The organism is Pseudomonas sp. Sample_9, from assembly GCF_004307535.1.
Classification (GTDB): Bacteria; Pseudomonadota; Gammaproteobacteria; order Pseudomonadales; family Pseudomonadaceae; genus Aquipseudomonas; species Aquipseudomonas mercuritolerans.
This window is the reverse complement of the sequence record NZ_RAZO01000224.1, coordinates 15,312-31,999: the sequence shown is the minus strand read 5'-3', so window position 1 is coordinate 31,999 and position 16,688 is coordinate 15,312. Positions and strand designations below refer to the sequence as shown.

General features: G+C 60.0%; 14 protein-coding genes. 12 read left to right on the top strand and 2 right to left on the bottom strand.

The window, feature by feature from the left end:
* The first annotated feature begins 11 nt into the window (after window positions 1–11).
* Window positions 12–788, top strand: coding sequence for an SDR family oxidoreductase (locus tag D6877_RS12785; RefSeq protein WP_130911013.1), 777 nt, complete (start codon window positions 12–14; stop codon window positions 786–788).
* Between the two features lie 48 nt (window positions 789–836).
* On the opposite strand, the gene D6877_RS12780 is transcribed toward D6877_RS12785, so the two are convergent.
* Window positions 837–1,730 (bottom strand): LysR family transcriptional regulator, encoded by an 894-nt coding sequence (locus tag D6877_RS12780; protein ID WP_130911012.1) that lies wholly within the window; start codon window positions 1,728–1,730, stop codon window positions 837–839.
* Window positions 1,731–1,825: 95 nt separating this feature from the next.
* Between D6877_RS12780 and D6877_RS12775 the strand changes: the two genes are divergently transcribed.
* Window positions 1,826–2,992, top strand: a complete 1,167-nt coding sequence (locus D6877_RS12775) for an MFS transporter (RefSeq protein ID WP_130911011.1) — start codon at window positions 1,826–1,828, stop codon at window positions 2,990–2,992.
* Between the two features lie 12 nt (window positions 2,993–3,004).
* Here the strand turns inward: D6877_RS12775 and D6877_RS12770 are convergent, their stop codons facing one another.
* Entirely contained in the window at window positions 3,005–4,180 is a 1,176-nt protein-coding gene (locus tag D6877_RS12770; protein WP_130911010.1) for a DNA-binding transcriptional regulator, read from the bottom strand.
* Between the two features lie 289 nt (window positions 4,181–4,469).
* Between D6877_RS12770 and xylA the strand changes: the two genes are divergently transcribed.
* From xylA to dctM, 10 genes are all read left to right on the top strand, one after another.
* Window positions 4,470–5,786: a xylose isomerase gene (gene xylA, locus D6877_RS12765; protein WP_041480538.1), complete on the top strand. Its 1,317-nt coding sequence runs from the start codon at window positions 4,470–4,472 to the stop codon at window positions 5,784–5,786.
* A gap of 147 nt (window positions 5,787–5,933) precedes the next feature.
* Entirely contained in the window at window positions 5,934–6,935 is a 1,002-nt protein-coding gene (gene xylF, locus D6877_RS12760; protein ID WP_016774327.1) for a D-xylose ABC transporter substrate-binding protein, read from the top strand.
* Window positions 6,936–7,092: 157 nt separating this feature from the next.
* Entirely contained in the window at window positions 7,093–8,649 is a 1,557-nt protein-coding gene (gene xylG / locus D6877_RS12755) for a D-xylose ABC transporter ATP-binding protein (protein ID WP_039758957.1), read from the top strand.
* Entirely contained in the window at window positions 8,650–9,786 is a 1,137-nt protein-coding gene (locus tag D6877_RS12750) for a sugar ABC transporter permease (protein ID WP_024012594.1), read from the top strand.
* Window positions 9,787–10,309: 523 nt separating this feature from the next.
* Entirely contained in the window at window positions 10,310–10,984 is a 675-nt protein-coding gene (locus D6877_RS12740; protein WP_130911009.1) for an isochorismatase family cysteine hydrolase, read from the top strand.
* Between the two features lie 12 nt (window positions 10,985–10,996).
* Complete coding sequence (locus D6877_RS12735; protein ID WP_130911008.1) at window positions 10,997–12,358, top strand: cytosine permease; 1,362 nt, start codon at window positions 10,997–10,999, stop codon at window positions 12,356–12,358.
* A 190-nt stretch (window positions 12,359–12,548) separates the two neighbouring features.
* On the top strand, window positions 12,549–13,475 hold the full coding sequence (locus D6877_RS12730; RefSeq protein ID WP_178083674.1) for a DMT family transporter: 927 nt from the start codon (window positions 12,549–12,551) through the stop codon (window positions 13,473–13,475).
* A 218-nt stretch (window positions 13,476–13,693) separates the two neighbouring features.
* Window positions 13,694–14,638, top strand: a complete 945-nt coding sequence (dctP, locus tag D6877_RS12725) for a C4-dicarboxylate TRAP substrate-binding protein DctP (RefSeq protein ID WP_224789932.1) — start codon at window positions 13,694–13,696, stop codon at window positions 14,636–14,638.
* A 62-nt stretch (window positions 14,639–14,700) separates the two neighbouring features.
* Window positions 14,701–15,333 (top strand): TRAP transporter small permease, encoded by a 633-nt coding sequence (locus D6877_RS12720; RefSeq protein WP_130911006.1) that lies wholly within the window; start codon window positions 14,701–14,703, stop codon window positions 15,331–15,333.
* Window positions 15,330–16,613, top strand: coding sequence for a C4-dicarboxylate TRAP transporter large permease protein DctM (gene dctM, locus D6877_RS12715; RefSeq protein WP_041480541.1), 1,284 nt, complete (start codon window positions 15,330–15,332; stop codon window positions 16,611–16,613). Before D6877_RS12720 ends, dctM begins: the two co-directional genes overlap by 4 nt.
* The last annotated feature ends 75 nt before the right edge of the window (window positions 16,614–16,688 follow it).

Sequence of the window (16,688 nt, the reverse complement as noted above, 5' to 3'; positions counted from 1 at the left end):
GAGATTTCGCCATGCTGAATTCAGGATTGACTGGCAAGCGGGTCCTCGTCACCGGCGGCACCAAGGGAATCGGCAAAGCAGTGGTCGAGTGGTTTCTGGCCGAGGACGCAAAGGTCATCACCTCGGCTCGGCAAGTGGACGTCGAAATGCCGGGAGCACTGCTGGTTGCGGCTGATCTTTCGACACAGGAAGGTTGTGACGCACTCATCGCAGCGGTCCAACAGCAACTGGGCGGCGTCGACATAGTGGTTCATGTCCTGGGTGGCTCGTCGGCCCCCGGTGGTGGTTTTGCAGCGCTCGACGAGGAGCAGTGGCAACGCGAGCTCAATCTGAATTTGCTGCCAGCGGTGCGCCTCGATCGCGCCCTGCTCCCGGGCATGCTCGAGCGTCGGGATGGCGTGGTGATCCATGTCACCTCCATCCAGAGTCGACTGCCACTGCCGGAATCCACCACAGCGTACGCGGCGGCCAAGGCTGCGCTGTCGACCTACAGCAAGAGCCTGTCGAAAGAGGTGTCGCCCAAAGGGGTCCGGGTGGTTCGGGTTTCCCCGGGCTGGGTCGAAACCGAAGCATCGGTGGCATTGGCCGAGCGACTCGCGCAGGAGGCTGGCACTGACTATCAGGGGGGCAAGGACATCATCATGCAAGCCTTGGGCGGTATTCCGCTCGGCCGCCCATCGACGCCAGCTGAAGTGGCTGAGCTGATCGGGTTTGTGGCGTCGCCGCGAGCGGCTTCGATCACAGGAAGTGAATTTGTGATCGACGGCGGGACCATCCCGACAATCTAGCCGCCAGCCTGCGGGTCAAGGACGACTCGCTGAATCCGACCGGCACGCTTACATCCGATGCTGCTCCAGCAAAAAATCCACGAACAAGCGCACCCGCACCGGCATCGCCGCGCCGCCGACGAACACCGCATGAATCGGTTCCTCATCGCCCGGGTTGAACGCTTGCAGCAGCGGGATCAGCGCGCCGCGCTGCAAGTCTTCCCTGACGGTGAACTCGCCAATGCGCGCAATGCCTGCACCGAGCCTGGCGAACTGGGCCAGTGCTTCGCCGCTGCTGCATTCGATGTTGCCGCTGACTTTCAGCGAGAACTCCTTGCCGTCGCGGATAAACGGCCAGTTGGCTTCGGCGCGGCGGAAGTTGAAGCGCAGGCAGTTGTGCTTGAGCAGGTCTTCCGGTTCGAGAGGTGTGCCGTGGCGTTTCAGGTAGTCGGACGATGCGACCACGACTTGGCCGGTGTGGCCGAGCCGGCGTGCGGTCAACGGGCTGTCGGGCAGATGGCCGAAGCGGATGGCGACGTCCGCCTGACCGGCAAGGATGTCGACTACTTCGTCGCCAAGGCTGAGGTCGACGACGATGTTCGGGTAGCGGGCGGTGAAGGCTGCGACCAGCGGCACAATGGTCAGCCGTCCATGGCCAAGGGCGGCACTGACACGCAAGCGGCCCTTGGGTACGCCTTGGTCGGTAATGGCCCCTTCCACTTCGTCCATGTCGGCGAGAATTCGCCGGGCACCGCGCAGGAAGGCCTCGCCCTCGGCGGTAAACGTCAGCGCGCGGGTCGTGCGCAGCAGCAGACGAGTGCCGAGGCGCTGCTCAGCGCGGGCGATGATCCGACTGACCGCCGAAGGCGTCAGCCCCAGCGCACGCGCAGCCGCTGAGAGGCTGCCCTCCTGCGCCACGGTGACGAACACGCTCATTTCCCCTGATCTGCCGTTGAAGTCCATTCGTGCCTCTTACGCAAAGGTGATTGCCAAAATCGCCATCTACCGCCTGAAAACGATGGATCGTAGCATTGGCGGCATAGATGAGGAGACTTTCCATGCGTATCAATCCACCACTTGTTGCACTCGCTGTCGGCGCCTTTGGCATCGGCGTCACCGAGTTCGCGCCGATGGGCATGTTGCCCGGCATCGCCGCCGATCTCGGCGTTTCCATTCCCGCTGCGGGGTTGCTGGTCAGTGCCTACGCCTTGGGCGTGCTGCTTGGCGCGCCGTTGATGACCCTGACCACCGGCAAGATCCCGCGGCGCTATCTGCTGATCGGGCTGATGGCGATTTTCACCCTGGGTAACCTGATGTCGGCGCTGGCCACCGACTACTACAGCCTGATGGTCGCCCGGGTGATCACCTCGCTCAATCACGGCGCATTCTTTGGGGTTGGTTCGGTGGTTGCCGCCAGTGTGGTCGCGCCGGAAAAACGTGCCGGCGCCGTGGCAGCGATGTTCATGGGCCTGACGTTGGCGACCATTGGCGGTGTGCCGCTGGCGGCGTGGTTTGGTGAACTGTTTGGCTGGCGCACTGCGTTCTGGGGCATTACCGGCCTCGGCGTGCTGACCATGATCGCCTTGTGGTTCGCCCTGCCCAATCTGAAAGCAGAGCAAGGCGCGGGTGCGATGGCGGAAATACGTGTATTGGGCCGAGGTCCGGTACTGGCGGCGCTGGCCCTGACCGTGGTCGGCTCAAGCGCAATGTTCACCGTGTTCACCTACATCGCGCCGATTCTCAGCAGCGAAACCCACGCCTCAGCCGCGTTCATCACCGCGATGCTGGTGTTGTTCGGAATCGGTTTGACGCTGGGCAATATGTGGGGCGGCAAGGCTGCCGACCGTTCTATCGACCGCACCCTGATCGTGTCGCTGAGCGCATTGATTGTGGTGTTGCTCGCATTCACGGTGCTGATGCGCTGGCCGCTGCCGGCCGCCGTGGCCATTCTGATCTGGGGTATCGCCAGCTTCGCTTTGGTACCGCCGCTGCAGATGCGCGTGATGGAAGCCGCCAAGGACGCGCCGAATCTGGCTTCGGCGGTGAACATCGGTGCGTTCAATTTCGGCAACGCGATCGGCGCGGCGCTCGGTGGCGCGGTGATCAATGCCGGGCTGGGTTATCCGGCGATATCCCTGGCCGGCGCGGCGATGGCTGGTCTGGGCCTGCTGATGGTGCTGACGTTCGCCTGGCGCTCCAGAGCCAGTGCCGCTGCGCTGGCGTAAGTCTTCGCAGCGCTACGCCCCGCCCTGCTGATATTCGCGGGGCGTGCAGCCGAACTCGCGACGGAACACCGTGTGCAGATATTGCGCAGACTTGAAGCCGCAGGCTTGGGCAATGTCGGCAATCGCCGCATCGGTGTTCTTCAAACCGCTGGTAGCCGCCGCCAGTTTGAAACGCAGAATCTCGTCATGCACGCTGCAACCGCGCTCAGCGCGGAAATGCGCTTCCAGCGATGAGCGCGACACCCCGACATAGGCCGCCACTTGCGCGGTCTTGATGCCCTGGCAGGCATATTGGCGGATGAACAGCAGCGCTTGCATGACGTAGGGATTGCCCAGTGGTTGGTGCAGGCTCGACACCTGCACGTTGACCGCGTCCGGCGGAATCAGGATTTGCGTACCGGTGGACGGCATGCCGTGGAGCATCTGGTGCAGCAATTGCGCAGCGGTGCGGCCCATGGTTTCGGTGCCCTGAATCACCGAACTCAGCGGTACGCGAGTCAGGCTGCGGGTCAGCGGGTCATTGTCGATGCCGATCAGCGCGACCTGCTCCGGCACGGCGATGCCGGCGGTCAGGCAGGCTTGCAGCAACTGCCGGGCACGGGCGTCGCTGACGGCGATGATGCCGATCGGTTTGGGCAGGCTGTGCAGCCAGGCGATCAGTTGTTCGACGGCGCTGTCCCACAGCGGCGCGCTGGTGCCCATGCCGCGATAGATCTCGGCGTGCAGGCCGTCTCGTTGCATCAGTTTGCGAAAGGCTTTTTCTCGCTCCTGCGCCCAGCGATTGGCCTGCGCTTCCGGCAGGCTGAAACAGGCAAAGCGCTGCAATCCCGCCTCGACCAGATGCGAATAAGCCAAGGCGATCAATGCGTTGTTATCGGTGGCGACATAGGGGATCGCTTTCGGATAGGCGCGTGCATCCTCGTAGGAACCGCCCACCGCCACCACCGGCAAATGAATGTCAGCCAGCGCCTCGCCAATCAGCGGATCGTCGAAATCGGCAATGATCCCGTCACCCTGCCAGCGCTCGATGCCTTTCAAGCGGCAGAGAAAGTCCTCTTCCAGAAACAGGTCCCAGGAAGCGCGGGTGCTGCTCAAGTAGTTGCCGATGCCGCTGATGATGCCACGGTCGTAGATCTTGCTGCCGTTGAACAACAGGGCGATGCGGTGCACGGGCGGTAGGCTCTTCATTCAGTATCCGGATTTTGCGTCAAGCCATTCGCGAGCAGGCTCGCTCCCACAGGGTTTTGTGAACGACACAAGTTCAATGTGGGAGCGAGCCTGCTCGCGAAAGCGGCCTCAAATTGTTTTTGTACTGTTCCAGGCCGCCATGTCGCGGCGACGATGGACACAGACTAGGCCTGCGAGCGCTGAAGCTCAATACGCAAAATCGCACTCGCAGTTGAGGCTTTTCATAATCAGCGGGCACGGGGCCGTTGCTAGTATCGAGACACCGCCAAGAACAACAAGGACAAGGTCCATGCAGTATTTCCCCAATATCGAGCCGGTTCGCTACGAAGGCCCGAACAGTGATTCGCCCCTCGCATTCCGTCACTACGACGCCGACAAACTGATCCTCGGCAAACCCATGCGCGAACACCTGCGCATGGCCGCCTGCTACTGGCACACTTTCGTCTGGCCGGGCTCCGATGTGTTCGGTGCCGGCACCTTCAAACGCCCGTGGCAACGCAGTGGCGAACCGATGGAACTGGCTATCGGCAAGGCTCAAGCCGCATTCGAGTTCTTCAGCAAACTGGGCATCGATTACTACTGCTTTCACGACACGGACGTCGCCCCGGAAGGCAATTCGCTGAAGGAGTACCGCGAACACTTCGCACAAATGGTCGATCGCCTTGAGCAACATCAGGAACAGAGCGGTATCAAGTTGCTCTGGGGCACCGCCAACTGCTTCAGCAATCCTCGTTTTGCCGCCGGTGCCGCGAGCAATCCCGATCCGGAAGTGTTCGCCTGCGCCGCCGCGCAAGTGTTCAGCGCAATGAACGCGACTCATCGCCTCAAGGGTTCCAACTACGTTCTGTGGGGCGGTCGTGAAGGCTACGAAACCCTGCTCAATACCGACTTGAAACGCGAGCGCGAACAACTCGGGCGCTTCATGCGCATGGTGGTCGAGCACAAGCACAAGATCGGTTTCACCGGCGACCTGCTGATCGAACCCAAGCCGCAGGAGCCGACCAAGCACCAATACGATTACGACAGCGCCACGGTGTTCGGCTTCCTCCAGCAGTACGGCCTGGAGAAGGAAATCAAGGTCAACATCGAGGCCAACCACGCGACCCTGGCCGGCCACAGCTTTCATCACGAAATCGCCACGGCTGCCTCGCTGGGGATCTTCGGCAGCATCGACGCCAACCGTGGCGATCCGCAGAACGGCTGGGACACAGACCAGTTCCCCAACAGCGTCGAAGAAATGACCTTGGCGACCTATGAAATCCTCAAGGCCGGCGGTTTCAAGAATGGCGGTTTCAACTTCGACTCCAAGGTGCGCCGGCAGAGCCTCGACGAGATCGACCTGTTCCACGGTCATGTTGGCGCCATGGACGTCCTCGCCCTGTCGCTGGAGCGCGCCGCTGCGATGGTTGAGAACGATCAATTGCAAACCCTCAAGGACCAACGCTACGCCGGCTGGCGTCAGCCGTTCGGGCAAGCGGTGATGGCGGGCGACTTCAATCTCGAGTCGCTGGCCGAGCACGCGTTCACCAACGAGCTGAACCCGCAAGCCGTCAGCGGCCGCCAGGAAATGCTCGAAAACATCGTCAACCGTTACCTGTATCGCTGATCGCCGAGACCCTCTGTCGACGCAACGACGCTGTGACAATTGCACGACAATTCTGTGCCTGCTGCGTCGGCAGATTCTCTACAGTTCTACCAGCCCGATTCATCGTCAGGCCGTGTCTTTCCAACAAAAATAAAAGGACGCACCACCATGAAGAACTTGAAACGTACGCTGCTGGCCAGTGCCCTGGCGTTGTTGGCCCTGCCGGTAATGGCCGACGCAACCCATCCGAAAATCGGTTTCTCCATTGATGACCTGCGTCTGGAACGCTGGTCGCGCGATCGCGATTACTTCGTCGCGGCGGCGGAGAAAATGGACGCCAAAGTCTTCGTGCAATCGGCGGACGCCAACGAGCAGAAGCAGATTTCGCAGATCGAAAACCTCATCTCTCGCGGCGTCGATGTAATCGTCATCGTGCCGTTCAACGCGACAGTGCTGACCAACGCCGTCGCCGAGGCGAAGAAAGCCGGGATTAAAGTGGTGTCTTACGACCGGCTGATTCTCAACGCCGATGTCGACGCCTACATTTCCTTCGATAACGAAAAAGTCGGCGAAATGCAGGCCGGCGGCGTGCTGAAAGCAGCGCCCAAGGGCAATTACTTTCTGTTAGGTGGCGCGCCGACCGACAACAACGCCAAGATCCTCCGTGAAGGCCAGATGAAAGTGCTGCAACCGGCCATCGACAAGGGCGATATCAAGATCGTTGGCCAGCAGTGGGTCAAGGAATGGAACCCGACCGAAGCGCTGAGCATCGTCGAAAACGCGCTGACCCGTAACAACAACAAAATCGACGGCATCGTCGCCTCCAACGACGCTACCGCTGGCGGCGCCATCCAGGCATTGGCCGCGCAGCAACTGGCCGGCAAGGTGCCGATTTCCGGTCAGGACGCCGACCTCGCAGCGGTCAAACGCGTGATCGCCGGCACGCAAACCATGACCGTTTACAAACCGCTGAAACTCATCGCCTCCGAAGCGGCCAAGCTCTCGGTGCAACTGGCACGCAACGAAAAACCGGCCTACACCTCGCAGTACGACAACGGCAGCAAAAAGGTCGACACCATCCTGCTCACGCCAACGCCGTTGACCAAGGACAACATCGACTTGCTCGAACAGGACGGCTTCTACACCAAGGCGCAGATTGCCGGGCAGTGATCCGGTCGTAAATCTTGATCAGACCTGTGGGAGCGAGCCTGCTCGCGAAAGCGGAGTGTCAGTCAGTAAAGCTCTGTCTGAAAAGGCGCCTTCGCGAGCAGGCTCGCTCCCACACAGGTTCAGTGGTGTTTGAGTCCCTGGTATACGAGCCTTTTCCATGTCCGACTATCTGCTGCAAATGAACGGCATCGTCAAAACCTTCGGCGGTGTCAAAGCGCTCAACGGCATCGACATCAAGGTCAGGCCCGGTGAATGCGTGGGCCTGTGCGGCGAGAATGGCGCCGGCAAGTCGACGCTGATGAAGATCCTTTCGGCGGTCTATCCCCATGGCACCTGGGACGGCGAAATCCTCTGGGACGGGCAACCGCTCCGGGCGCAATCGATCAGCGAAACCGAGGCCGCCGGCATCGTCATCATCCATCAGGAACTGACCCTGGTTCCGGATCTGTCGGTGGCGGAAAACATCTTCATGGGCCATGAGCTGACGCTGCCCGGCGGGCGCATGAACTACCCGGCGATGATCCACCGCGCCGAAGCCTTGATGCGTGAATTGAAAGTGCCGGACATGAACGTGTCGCTACCGGTTTCGCAGTACGGCGGCGGCTATCAGCAACTGGTGGAAATCGCCAAGGCCCTGAACAAACAGGCGCGTCTGCTGATTCTCGACGAACCCTCCTCGGCCCTGAGCCGCTCGGAAATCGAAGTGCTGCTGGACATCATCCGCGACCTCAAAGCCAAGGGCGTCGCCTGCGTCTACATCTCGCACAAACTCGATGAAGTCGCCGCCGTATGCGACACCATTTCGGTGATCCGCGACGGCAAACACATCGCCACCACCGCCATGGCCGACATGGACATTCCACAGATCATCACGCAGATGGTCGGCCGCGAAATGAGCAACCTCTACCCCAGCGAGCCGCATGAGATTGGCGAGGTGATTTTCGAGGCGCGCCACATTACCTGCTATGACGTCGACAACCCCAAGCGTAAACGGGTCGATGACATTTCCTTCAGCCTCAAGCGCGGCGAGATTCTTGGCATTGCCGGGCTGGTCGGGGCCGGCCGCACCGAGCTGGTCACCGCACTGTTCGGCGCTTACCCCGGCCGCCATGAAGGCGAAGTCTGGCTGGACGGCCAGCCAATCGACACGCGCACGCCGCTGAAAGCGATCCGCGCCGGCCTGTGCCTGGTGCCTGAAGATCGCAAGCGCCAAGGCATCATTCCGGATCTCGGTGTCGGTCAGAACATCACCCTCGCCGTGCTCGAGAGTTATTCGAAAATGACCCGCATCGATGCCGAAGCCGAACTGGGCTGCATCGACCGGGAAATCTCCCGCCTGCATCTGAAGACCGCAAGTCCGTCCCTGCCGATCACCAGCCTGTCGGGCGGCAATCAGCAAAAAGCCGTACTGGCCAAGATGCTGCTGGCCAAACCGCGCGTGCTGATTCTCGACGAGCCGACCCGAGGCGTGGACGTCGGCGCCAAGTATGAGATCTACAAGTTGATGGGCGCGCTCGCCGCTGAGGGCGTGTCGATCATCATGGTTTCGTCGGAACTGGCCGAAGTGCTCGGCGTCTCCGACCGCGTGCTGGTGATCGGCGAAGGCCAGTTGCGCGGCGACTTCGTCAACCATGAGCTGACCCAGGAACAGGTACTCGCCGCCGCCCTCAGCCAGCCGGGCAGCCATAACAATAATGATCGGAAAACCGCGTAAATGAATCAGGTCAAACAACTGTTCACCCGCTACAAAATGCTCGCGCTGGTATTCGCCGTGGTGCTGATCTGGCTGTTCTTCAGCTGGCAGACCGAAGGCGGTTTCCTCACCCCGCGCAACCTTTCCAACCTGCTGCGGCAGATGTCGATCACCGGCATCCTCGCCTGCGGCATGGTGCTGGTGATCATCAGCGGCGAGATCGATTTGTCGGTGGGCTCATTGCTCGGCCTGCTGGGTGGCCTCGCGGCGATACTCGACGTGGTCTATCACATTCCGTTGCTGGCGAATCTGAGCCTGGTCGCCCTGTGCGGCCTGATGATCGGCCTCGCCAACGGCTACATGGCGGCGTACTTGCGCATACCGTCATTTATCGTCGGGCTCGGTGGCATGTTGGCGTTTCGCGGGATTTTGCTGGGGATCACCGGCGGCACCACCATCGCCCCGGTATCGCCGGAGCTGGTCTATGTCGGCCAAGGTTATCTGCCCCACGCGATCGGCACTGGCCTGGGTGTGCTGCTGTTTGCGCTGACAGTGTTCCTGACCTGGAAACAACGACGCAATCGCGCCCTGCATGGCCTGGCGGCGCATTCACTGGTGCGTGATGTTGTGCGCGTGCTGGTGATCGGCGCGGTGCTGGCCGGTTTTGTTCAGACCCTCAACAGCTATGACGGCATTCCCGTGCCGGTGCTGCTGTTGCTGATTCTGCTCGGGGTGTTCAGTTACGTCACCAGCCAGACCGTGTTCGGCCGCCGGGTCTATTCGGTCGGCAGCAACATGGAAGCCACGCGCCTGTCAGGCATCAATGTGCAGGCGGTCAAGCTGTGGATCTTCGGCATCATGGGCGTGATGTGCGCCCTCGCCGGCGTGGTCAACACCGCACGCCTCGCCGCCGGCTCACCGTCCGCCGGCAGCATGGGCGAGCTCGACGCCATAGCCGCCTGCTTCATCGGCGGCACCTCCATGCGCGGCGGCTCCGGCACCGTCTACGGCGCCCTCCTCGGCGCACTGGTGATTACCAGCCTGGATAACGGCATGTCGATGCTCGACGTCGACAGTTACTGGCAGATGATCGTCAAGGGCAGCATTCTGGTCTTAGCGGTCTGGGTGGATGTGAGTACGCGTACGGCGCGGCGTTGATCGCCGCGAGCCTGGAGATATCTGCTTCAAAAGGGAGCAAGGACGCAAGCCGCTGCTACGCTACGTAACACAATATTATGGAATACCAGATACCATAAACGCTGCTTCAAACGCTTGGTCCGCTCTGGCTCAATGGCTTCGAAGGCCTTGCACAGCTTGGCCCGTATCTTGCTCCTCCAGTGCATATCGCGCTCAAGGTCTATGGCCATGCCTGCATCCTCCGCAAATTTCGGCGACGCTCACACCCGCTCTTCAAGCGCGGTGTGTGCGTTGCCGTGCGCAGCCATGGCGCGTTATCTCCGTCGATTCCGCTCTTCGTCCTCCATCGTGCTGCCGCAGCTGCCATCCTGCGTGAGCGCGAAGCAAAACGGTTTCTGGCAGATAGTCAGGTAACACCTCCCCACGAGAGTCTCTCTCGATCTCTCGCAGTTTCCGCCTTGGCGGATCGCTGCGCACCGTCATTACCGAGTTTTCTGGTGAGTCCCTCCGGCTCGCCCGACGCTCTGCATCCGGAACAAACCTGATGAACCAAAACACCGCCTTGCTTGTGATCGATATGCAAAAGGAAGATGGCTTCCCGCTCGAACGCTTCGATCAAGTGGTCGATAACGCCGCATCCCTGATCGATCGCGCTCGCCAGTTGCACATCCCGATTTTCTATACCCGCCATGTCAACGACGCTCCGGGCCGCGATCTGGCGCTGGGCGAACCGGTAGACGACCAAGGCAGGCCAACGACTTACCGCGCCGGCACATCTGCGATCGAGATCATTGACGCCCTGGCGCCTCGAGACGCTGACGTCGTCATCGATAAACGCCGCTACAGCGCCTTCCACGGCACCCGTTTGGCTCAGATGCTCAACCGCCGAGGCATCAAGCAACTGGTGGTCATCGGCGTGCTGACGGATGTGTGTGTCATGAGCAGTCTGTTCGACGCCTATCAGCACGACTTCCAGGTCAGCCTTGTCGCTGACGCCTGTAGTGCGACTACAGAGGGAGCGCATTACTCGGCACTGTTCATCCTTTCCAACTGGCTGTACGGGCTGGAGCTCTTCACCACCGAGCAGTTGTCGAGACGCTGGAACAACGAGCCCGCAACATCGCTTCGAACCGCCGAACCCGATCACCTCGCCTTCCAGCCAGATGAATTCCCACAAGTCGTAGCGCGCTTTCAACGCCGCCTCGTCGACGCCTGCTGAACGGAGACAGACATGAAAGTTGAAAAACGCAGCATCGACTTTATCCCTGAGAGCGAGCGTCACGGTCGGCCACGTTCCCTGTTCTTCGTCTGGTTTGGTGCCAACGCCAACATCACCACGGTAGCGGCTGGAGTGTTGCCCATCAGCCTGGGACTCAATCTTTTCTGGAGTGCGCTATCGATCCTTACCGGTTCGCTGATTGGTGCAATTTTCATGGCTTCGCACTCCGCGCAGGGGCCGAGACTGGGTATTCCGCAGATGATCCAGAGCCGGGCACAATTCGGGGTTTTCGGCGCCATCGTCCCGCTGCTGTTCGTCATGCTTATTTACTTGGGCTTTTTCGTCAGCAACACGCTGTTGGCTGCTCAGGCGGTGAGCGACCTGAGCCCGTTGAGCACCGCTGGCAACATCGCTCTGCTGGGCGCGGCATGCTTCCTGGTCGCGCTGTTCGGCTACCAATTGATTCATCGCGTGCAGAAGCTGCTTTCGCTGATTTCGATTGCGGTGTTCGGCATCGCCACCCTGCTCGCCCTCGCGCTGCCGATAGAGGCCGGCCAATGGACCGCGCAGGGTTTCAATCTGGTCAGCTTCCTCGCCTCCGTCAGTATCGCGGTCACTTGGCAACTGTCCTACGCACCTTACGTGGCGGATTACTCTCGCTATTTGCCGAGCGCCACATCCACCCGCCAAGTGTTTTGGTACAGCTATGCCGGTACCGTGATCGGCGGAAGCTGGATGATGTTGTTAGGCGCCGTACTGGCCAAGGGCATGGTGGGGTTCTCCGATAATGTCGGGCTGCATCTGATAGGCCTGCTCGGAGGAGGCACCCTGCTGATGGTGGCATTCGTGCTTTACGGCCAGATCGCCATCAACGTGTTCAACCTGTATGGCGCTTTCATGTCGACGGTCACGATGATCGAGCCTTTCTCTGCGCTCAAAATCACCCCGCCTGTACGTGCGGGATTCCTGCTGATCATCTGCACGACCGCTACCGGTTTATGCACTCTGGCGCAGGACGACTTTCTGCAGTTCTTCCTGAATTTCATTTTTTTCATGAGCTACTTTCTGATCCCCTGGACGGCGATCAATCTTGTCGACTACTACGCGCTGCGCAAAGGCGTTTACCGGATTACCGACATCTTCGATCCGGCAGGTATCTACGGTCGGGTGAACTGGACAGCAATCGCAATATTCATTTGCACTATTGCTCTGGAAATTCCGTTCATGAACACCTCGATGTACGTCGGGCCTGTTGCCACCAGCCTGCAAGGCGTCGACCTGGCGTGGGCCGTTGGCTTGCTGTTCCCTGCGTGCGCTTACTACGCCCTCATGCGCCGGCGCGGTTCGCTGTTGATCAAGGCAACGGGAGTCTGACTGAGCAGAGCAGATCTGCTTTCCAAAACCCGGAGACAGGGGCTGAGGTCTGTGAGCGCAGACGTCAGCCCCTCTTCGGACCAGCCCGTCAGGGCATGCGCATCTCATACGCAGTGCCGGACCTTAACCATCTGTAATGCACGAACGTCTGCTAGGATCGCAACTCACTGACGGAACAGGAGCACGGTGCGTGAGCAAGCACAATGCGAGCAGCGACAGCGTTTCCAAGGGCATAGTGCTGATCAGCGCTGCTGTCTTTCTGCTCTCGCTGGCCGATGCAGCGGTCAAATACTTCAGCGCACGCCTACCGCTCTGGCAGCTGTTCCTCCTGGTGTCTTGTCTGTCGGTTCCCGCCCTTGGAGTCTGGCTCGGCAGGCACATCAGATCGGGCCGCCAGGGGATTGCTTCGGTGTACTGGGTGACCGTCCGGAGCATCCTGCTTTTGTTGATGTGGGTAACGTATTACGCGGCATTACCGCTGATTCCATTATCAGTGGCTGCCGTGGCGATCTACACGACGCCCCTGTTCATTGCGCTTTTTTCCACCCTTTATGGAGGTGAGCCGTTATCACTGCGTGGCTGGGTGGCGATAGCAACAGGCTTTGCGGGTGTCGCAACGGTGTTACGTCCAGGCTCGGACATCTTCGTTCTCGCAACGCTGCTGCCCGTCATCGCTGCTGTGTTCTACGCGCTTGCGATGGTAGTGACGCGCCGACATTGTCGCAGTGAACATCCACTGGTATTGGCTCTTGGTTTGAATACAGCTTTCCTCGTCGCCGCCAGCATCGGCGCAATCGCTACGCTGATGGTCAGTGACACGGCTGCCACAACTGGCGGTTTTCTACTCTCCCCATGGCAAACGCTTGATTGGCAAGTGACACTGTTCATCTTCTGCTATGCCTGCGCTCTGATCTTCATCAACACCGCTACCGCCAAGGCTTATCAAATCGCGCCCGCGGCACTGATCGGCACGTTTGATTACGCCTACCTGGTTTTTGCCTGTCTTTGGGGTTACGTGGTGTTCCACGAGGTCCCGGATATTTTTACATGGGCAGGAATGGCGTTGATTTTGATTGCCGGCTTGCTGGTAATCCGCGCCCAGAAAGACGGCCAGTAACTTCTCCTGTGACAGTTGACAGTCGGGCCTTCTGACAGTGTTTTGCCTTTTCTGGTCAATTCCCCGGCAAATCAGATATTTCTGCCTAGACTTGAACATGTCTCGGCACTTGAACGCGTTCAGCGCGTCGAGCGGTCATCACAATAAAAACAAGAGGAATCACCCAGATGCTCAGATCTCTGTTCAGCGCACTTGCCTGCGCTTTGGCGGTAAGCAGCATGAACCCGGCCATGGCGGCAGACCCGGTGATCATCAAGTTCTCGCATGTGGTCGCTGACCAGACGCCCAAGGGGCAAGGTGCGTTGCTGTTCAAGAAACTGGTCGAGGAACGCTTGCCGGGCAAGGTCAAAGTCGAGGTGTACCCCAACTCCTCGCTCTTTGGTGACGGCAAGGAAATGGAAGCTTTGTTGCTCGGCGATGTGCAGATGATTGCGCCGTCGCTGGCCAAGTTCGAGCAGTACACCAAGTCAGTGCAGTTGTTCGACCTGCCCTTCCTCTTCAATGACATCAACGCTGTCGACCGCTTTCAACTGAGCCCGCAGGGTCAGGGCCTGCTCAAATCCATGGAAAGCAAAAACATCACCGGCCTGGCTTATTGGCACAACGGCATGAAACAACTGTCGGCCAACAAGCCACTGCGTGTACCGGCTGATGCGCGCGGCCTGAAGTTCCGCGTGCAGGCCTCGGCGGTGCTGGAGGAGCAGTTCAAGGCGGTGCGCGCCAATCCGCGCAAGATGAGTTTTGCCGAGGTATATCAAGGCCTGCAGACCGGTGTGGTCAACGGGGCGGAGAATCCTTACTCGAACATCTACAGCCAGAAGATGCATGAAGTGCAGAAGTACATCACCGAATCCAACCACGGTGTACTGGACTACATGCTGATCACCAACACCAAGTTCTGGAACGGCCTGCCGCCCGACGTGCGCAGCGAACTGGACAAGATCGTCGTGGAAGTCACCACCCACGTGAACAAGGAAGCCCAACAACTGAACGAGGGTGACAAGCAGCGCATCCTTGCCGCCAAAACCACGGAAATCATCACGCTTACGCCAGAAGAACGTGCGCAATGGCGCGATGCGATGAAACCGGTGTGGAAGAAATTCGAAGGCGAAATCGGCGCTGAGCTGATCTCTGCCGCCGAAGCCGCAAACCAGGCGCAATAATCCCAAGGCAGGCGCCGCTGCGTCGGCGCCTGCCCGTCTTCACTCGACGTGAGATGCCATCCATGAAAGCGCTTCGGCGAATCTGGGAACACTTCGAGGAAGGCTTCATCGTCTTCCTTCTGGCGGCCATGACCCTCGTCACGTTTGTCTACGTGATCCTCAATAACTTCTACAGCCTGTTTTACTGGCTCGCCGATCATTGGCCGGCAGCGAGTGTCCCGCTGTTCGCTGTTGGCGATCAGATCATGGGCATGGCGCAGGCCATGACCTGGAGCACCGCCCTGACCAAAGCGCTGTTCGGCTGGCTGATTTTTTTCGGCCTGGCCTATGGCGTGCGCACCGCCGGGCATATCGGTGTCGACGCACTGGTCAAACTGGCGCGCAGATCGGTACAGCGCTACATCGGCATTTTGGCCTGCCTGTGCTGCCTGGCCTACGCAGGGCTGCTGGCCGTCGCCAGCTTCGAATGGATTGAAACCTTGATGAACGCCGGTATCGGCGCCGAGGATCTCGGCCATTTCGGCGTCATGCAGTGGCATATCGGGTTGATCGTGCCGCTGGGCTTCGCGCTGGTGTTCATCCGCTTCGCTGAAATTCTCCTGCGCATCATGTTTAACCGTCAGACCGGCCTCGGCCTGGCCGATGAAGCGGCCGACGCGCTGAAACTTGCCGAACACGAGGAAGACAAGCCATGACCATCGCTTTCCTGTTCGTGGCCCTGTTCGCCTTGATGTTCATCGGCGTGCCGATCGCCATCTCGCTTGGGCTGGCCGGCTCCCTGACGATCATTTTCTTCAGTCCCGACTCGGTGCGCTCGCTGGCGATCAAACTGTTCGAGACCTCGGAACACTACACGCTGCTGGCCATTCCGTTCTTCCTGCTGGCCGGGGCCTTCATGACCACCGGTGGCGTCGCCCGCCGGCTGATCGACTTCGCCAACGCCTGTGTCGGGCATATTCGCGGCGGCCTGGCCATCGCGGCGGTGCTGGCCTGCATGCTGTTCGCCGCCCTCTCCGGTTCAAGTCCCGCCACGGTCGCTGCGGTGGGCTCGATTGCGATTGCCGGGATGGTCCGTTCCGGCTACCCGCAAGCGTTCGGCGCAGGGATCATCTGCAACGCCGGTACGCTGGGCATCCTTATCCCGCCGTCGATCGTGATGGTGGTTTACGCCGCTGCTACAGAGACTTCCGTGGGCAAGCTGTTCATGGCCGGCGTGGTGCCTGGCCTGCTGCTGGGCACGGCATTGATGGTGGCAATCTACATCGTTGCGGTGAAGAAAAATCTCCCCGCCTTGCCGCGTGCGACGCTTCGCGAGTTTCTGAGTACGGCACGCCAGGCAATATGGGGCCTGTTGCTGATGGTGATCATCCTCGGCGGCATCTATTCGGGCATGTTCACCCCGACCGAAGCTGCCGCAGTGGCAGCCGTCTATTCGGCCTTTATCGCTCTGTTCGTCTACAAGGATCTGACCTTTCGCGAGACCCCCAAGGTTCTGCTCGACTCGGCCAAGCTGAGCATCATGCTGATGTTCATCATTGCCAACGCCATGCTGTTCGCCCATGTGCTGACCACCGAACAGTTACCTCAACAAATCACTGCCTGGGTGATCGACGCCGGCCTGACGCCGGTGACGTTCCTGCTGGTGGTCAACATTGTGCTGTTGATTGCCGGCGCGTTCATGGAACCGTCGGCGATCATCCTGATCCTGGCGCCCATCCTTTTTCCTATCGCGATGAAACTGGGCATCGATCCGATTCACCTCGGCATCATCATGGTGGTCAACCTTGAGATCGGCCTGATCACGCCACCGGTGGGCCTGAACCTGTTCGTGACCTCGGCGGTGACCGGCATGTCCTTGCCCGCCACAGTCAAAGCCGCGATGCCCTGGTTGTCGATTCTGCTGTTGTTCCTGATCCTGATTACTTACGTGCCGTGGATCTCACTGGTGCTGCCGAACTGGCTGGGGATGAACTGACGTCGTTACGATCACGTCCAGCCGGGATCGACCAAAGTGCAATCACTCTGCTTAAAACCATAACAAGACGGAGAA

Bases quoted from the DNA above. Each gene is read 5' to 3' on its own strand.
- xylG (WP_039758957.1), top strand. From the start codon at position 7,093: ATGTCCGACTATCTGCTGCAAATGAACGGCATCGTCAAAACCTTCGGC.
- xylA (WP_041480538.1), top strand. From the start codon at position 4,470: ATGCAGTATTTCCCCAATATCGAGCCGGTTCGCTACGAAGGCCCGAAC.
- D6877_RS12750 (WP_024012594.1), top strand. From the start codon at position 8,650: ATGAATCAGGTCAAACAACTGTTCACCCGCTACAAAATGCTCGCGCTG.
- D6877_RS12720 (WP_130911006.1), top strand. From the start codon at position 14,701: ATGAAAGCGCTTCGGCGAATCTGGGAACACTTCGAGGAAGGCTTCATC.
- xylF (WP_016774327.1), top strand. From the start codon at position 5,934: ATGAAGAACTTGAAACGTACGCTGCTGGCCAGTGCCCTGGCGTTGTTG.
- D6877_RS12770 (WP_130911010.1), bottom strand. From the start codon at position 4,180: ATGAAGAGCCTACCGCCCGTGCACCGCATCGCCCTGTTGTTCAACGGC.
- D6877_RS12740 (WP_130911009.1), top strand. From the start codon at position 10,310: ATGAACCAAAACACCGCCTTGCTTGTGATCGATATGCAAAAGGAAGAT.
- D6877_RS12780 (WP_130911012.1), bottom strand. From the start codon at position 1,730: ATGGACTTCAACGGCAGATCAGGGGAAATGAGCGTGTTCGTCACCGTG.
- D6877_RS12735 (WP_130911008.1), top strand. From the start codon at position 10,997: ATGAAAGTTGAAAAACGCAGCATCGACTTTATCCCTGAGAGCGAGCGT.
- dctP (WP_224789932.1), top strand. From the start codon at position 13,694: ATGAACCCGGCCATGGCGGCAGACCCGGTGATCATCAAGTTCTCGCAT.
- D6877_RS12775 (WP_130911011.1), top strand. From the start codon at position 1,826: ATGCGTATCAATCCACCACTTGTTGCACTCGCTGTCGGCGCCTTTGGC.
- D6877_RS12785 (WP_130911013.1), top strand. From the start codon at position 12: ATGCTGAATTCAGGATTGACTGGCAAGCGGGTCCTCGTCACCGGCGGC.
- dctM (WP_041480541.1), top strand. From the start codon at position 15,330: ATGACCATCGCTTTCCTGTTCGTGGCCCTGTTCGCCTTGATGTTCATC.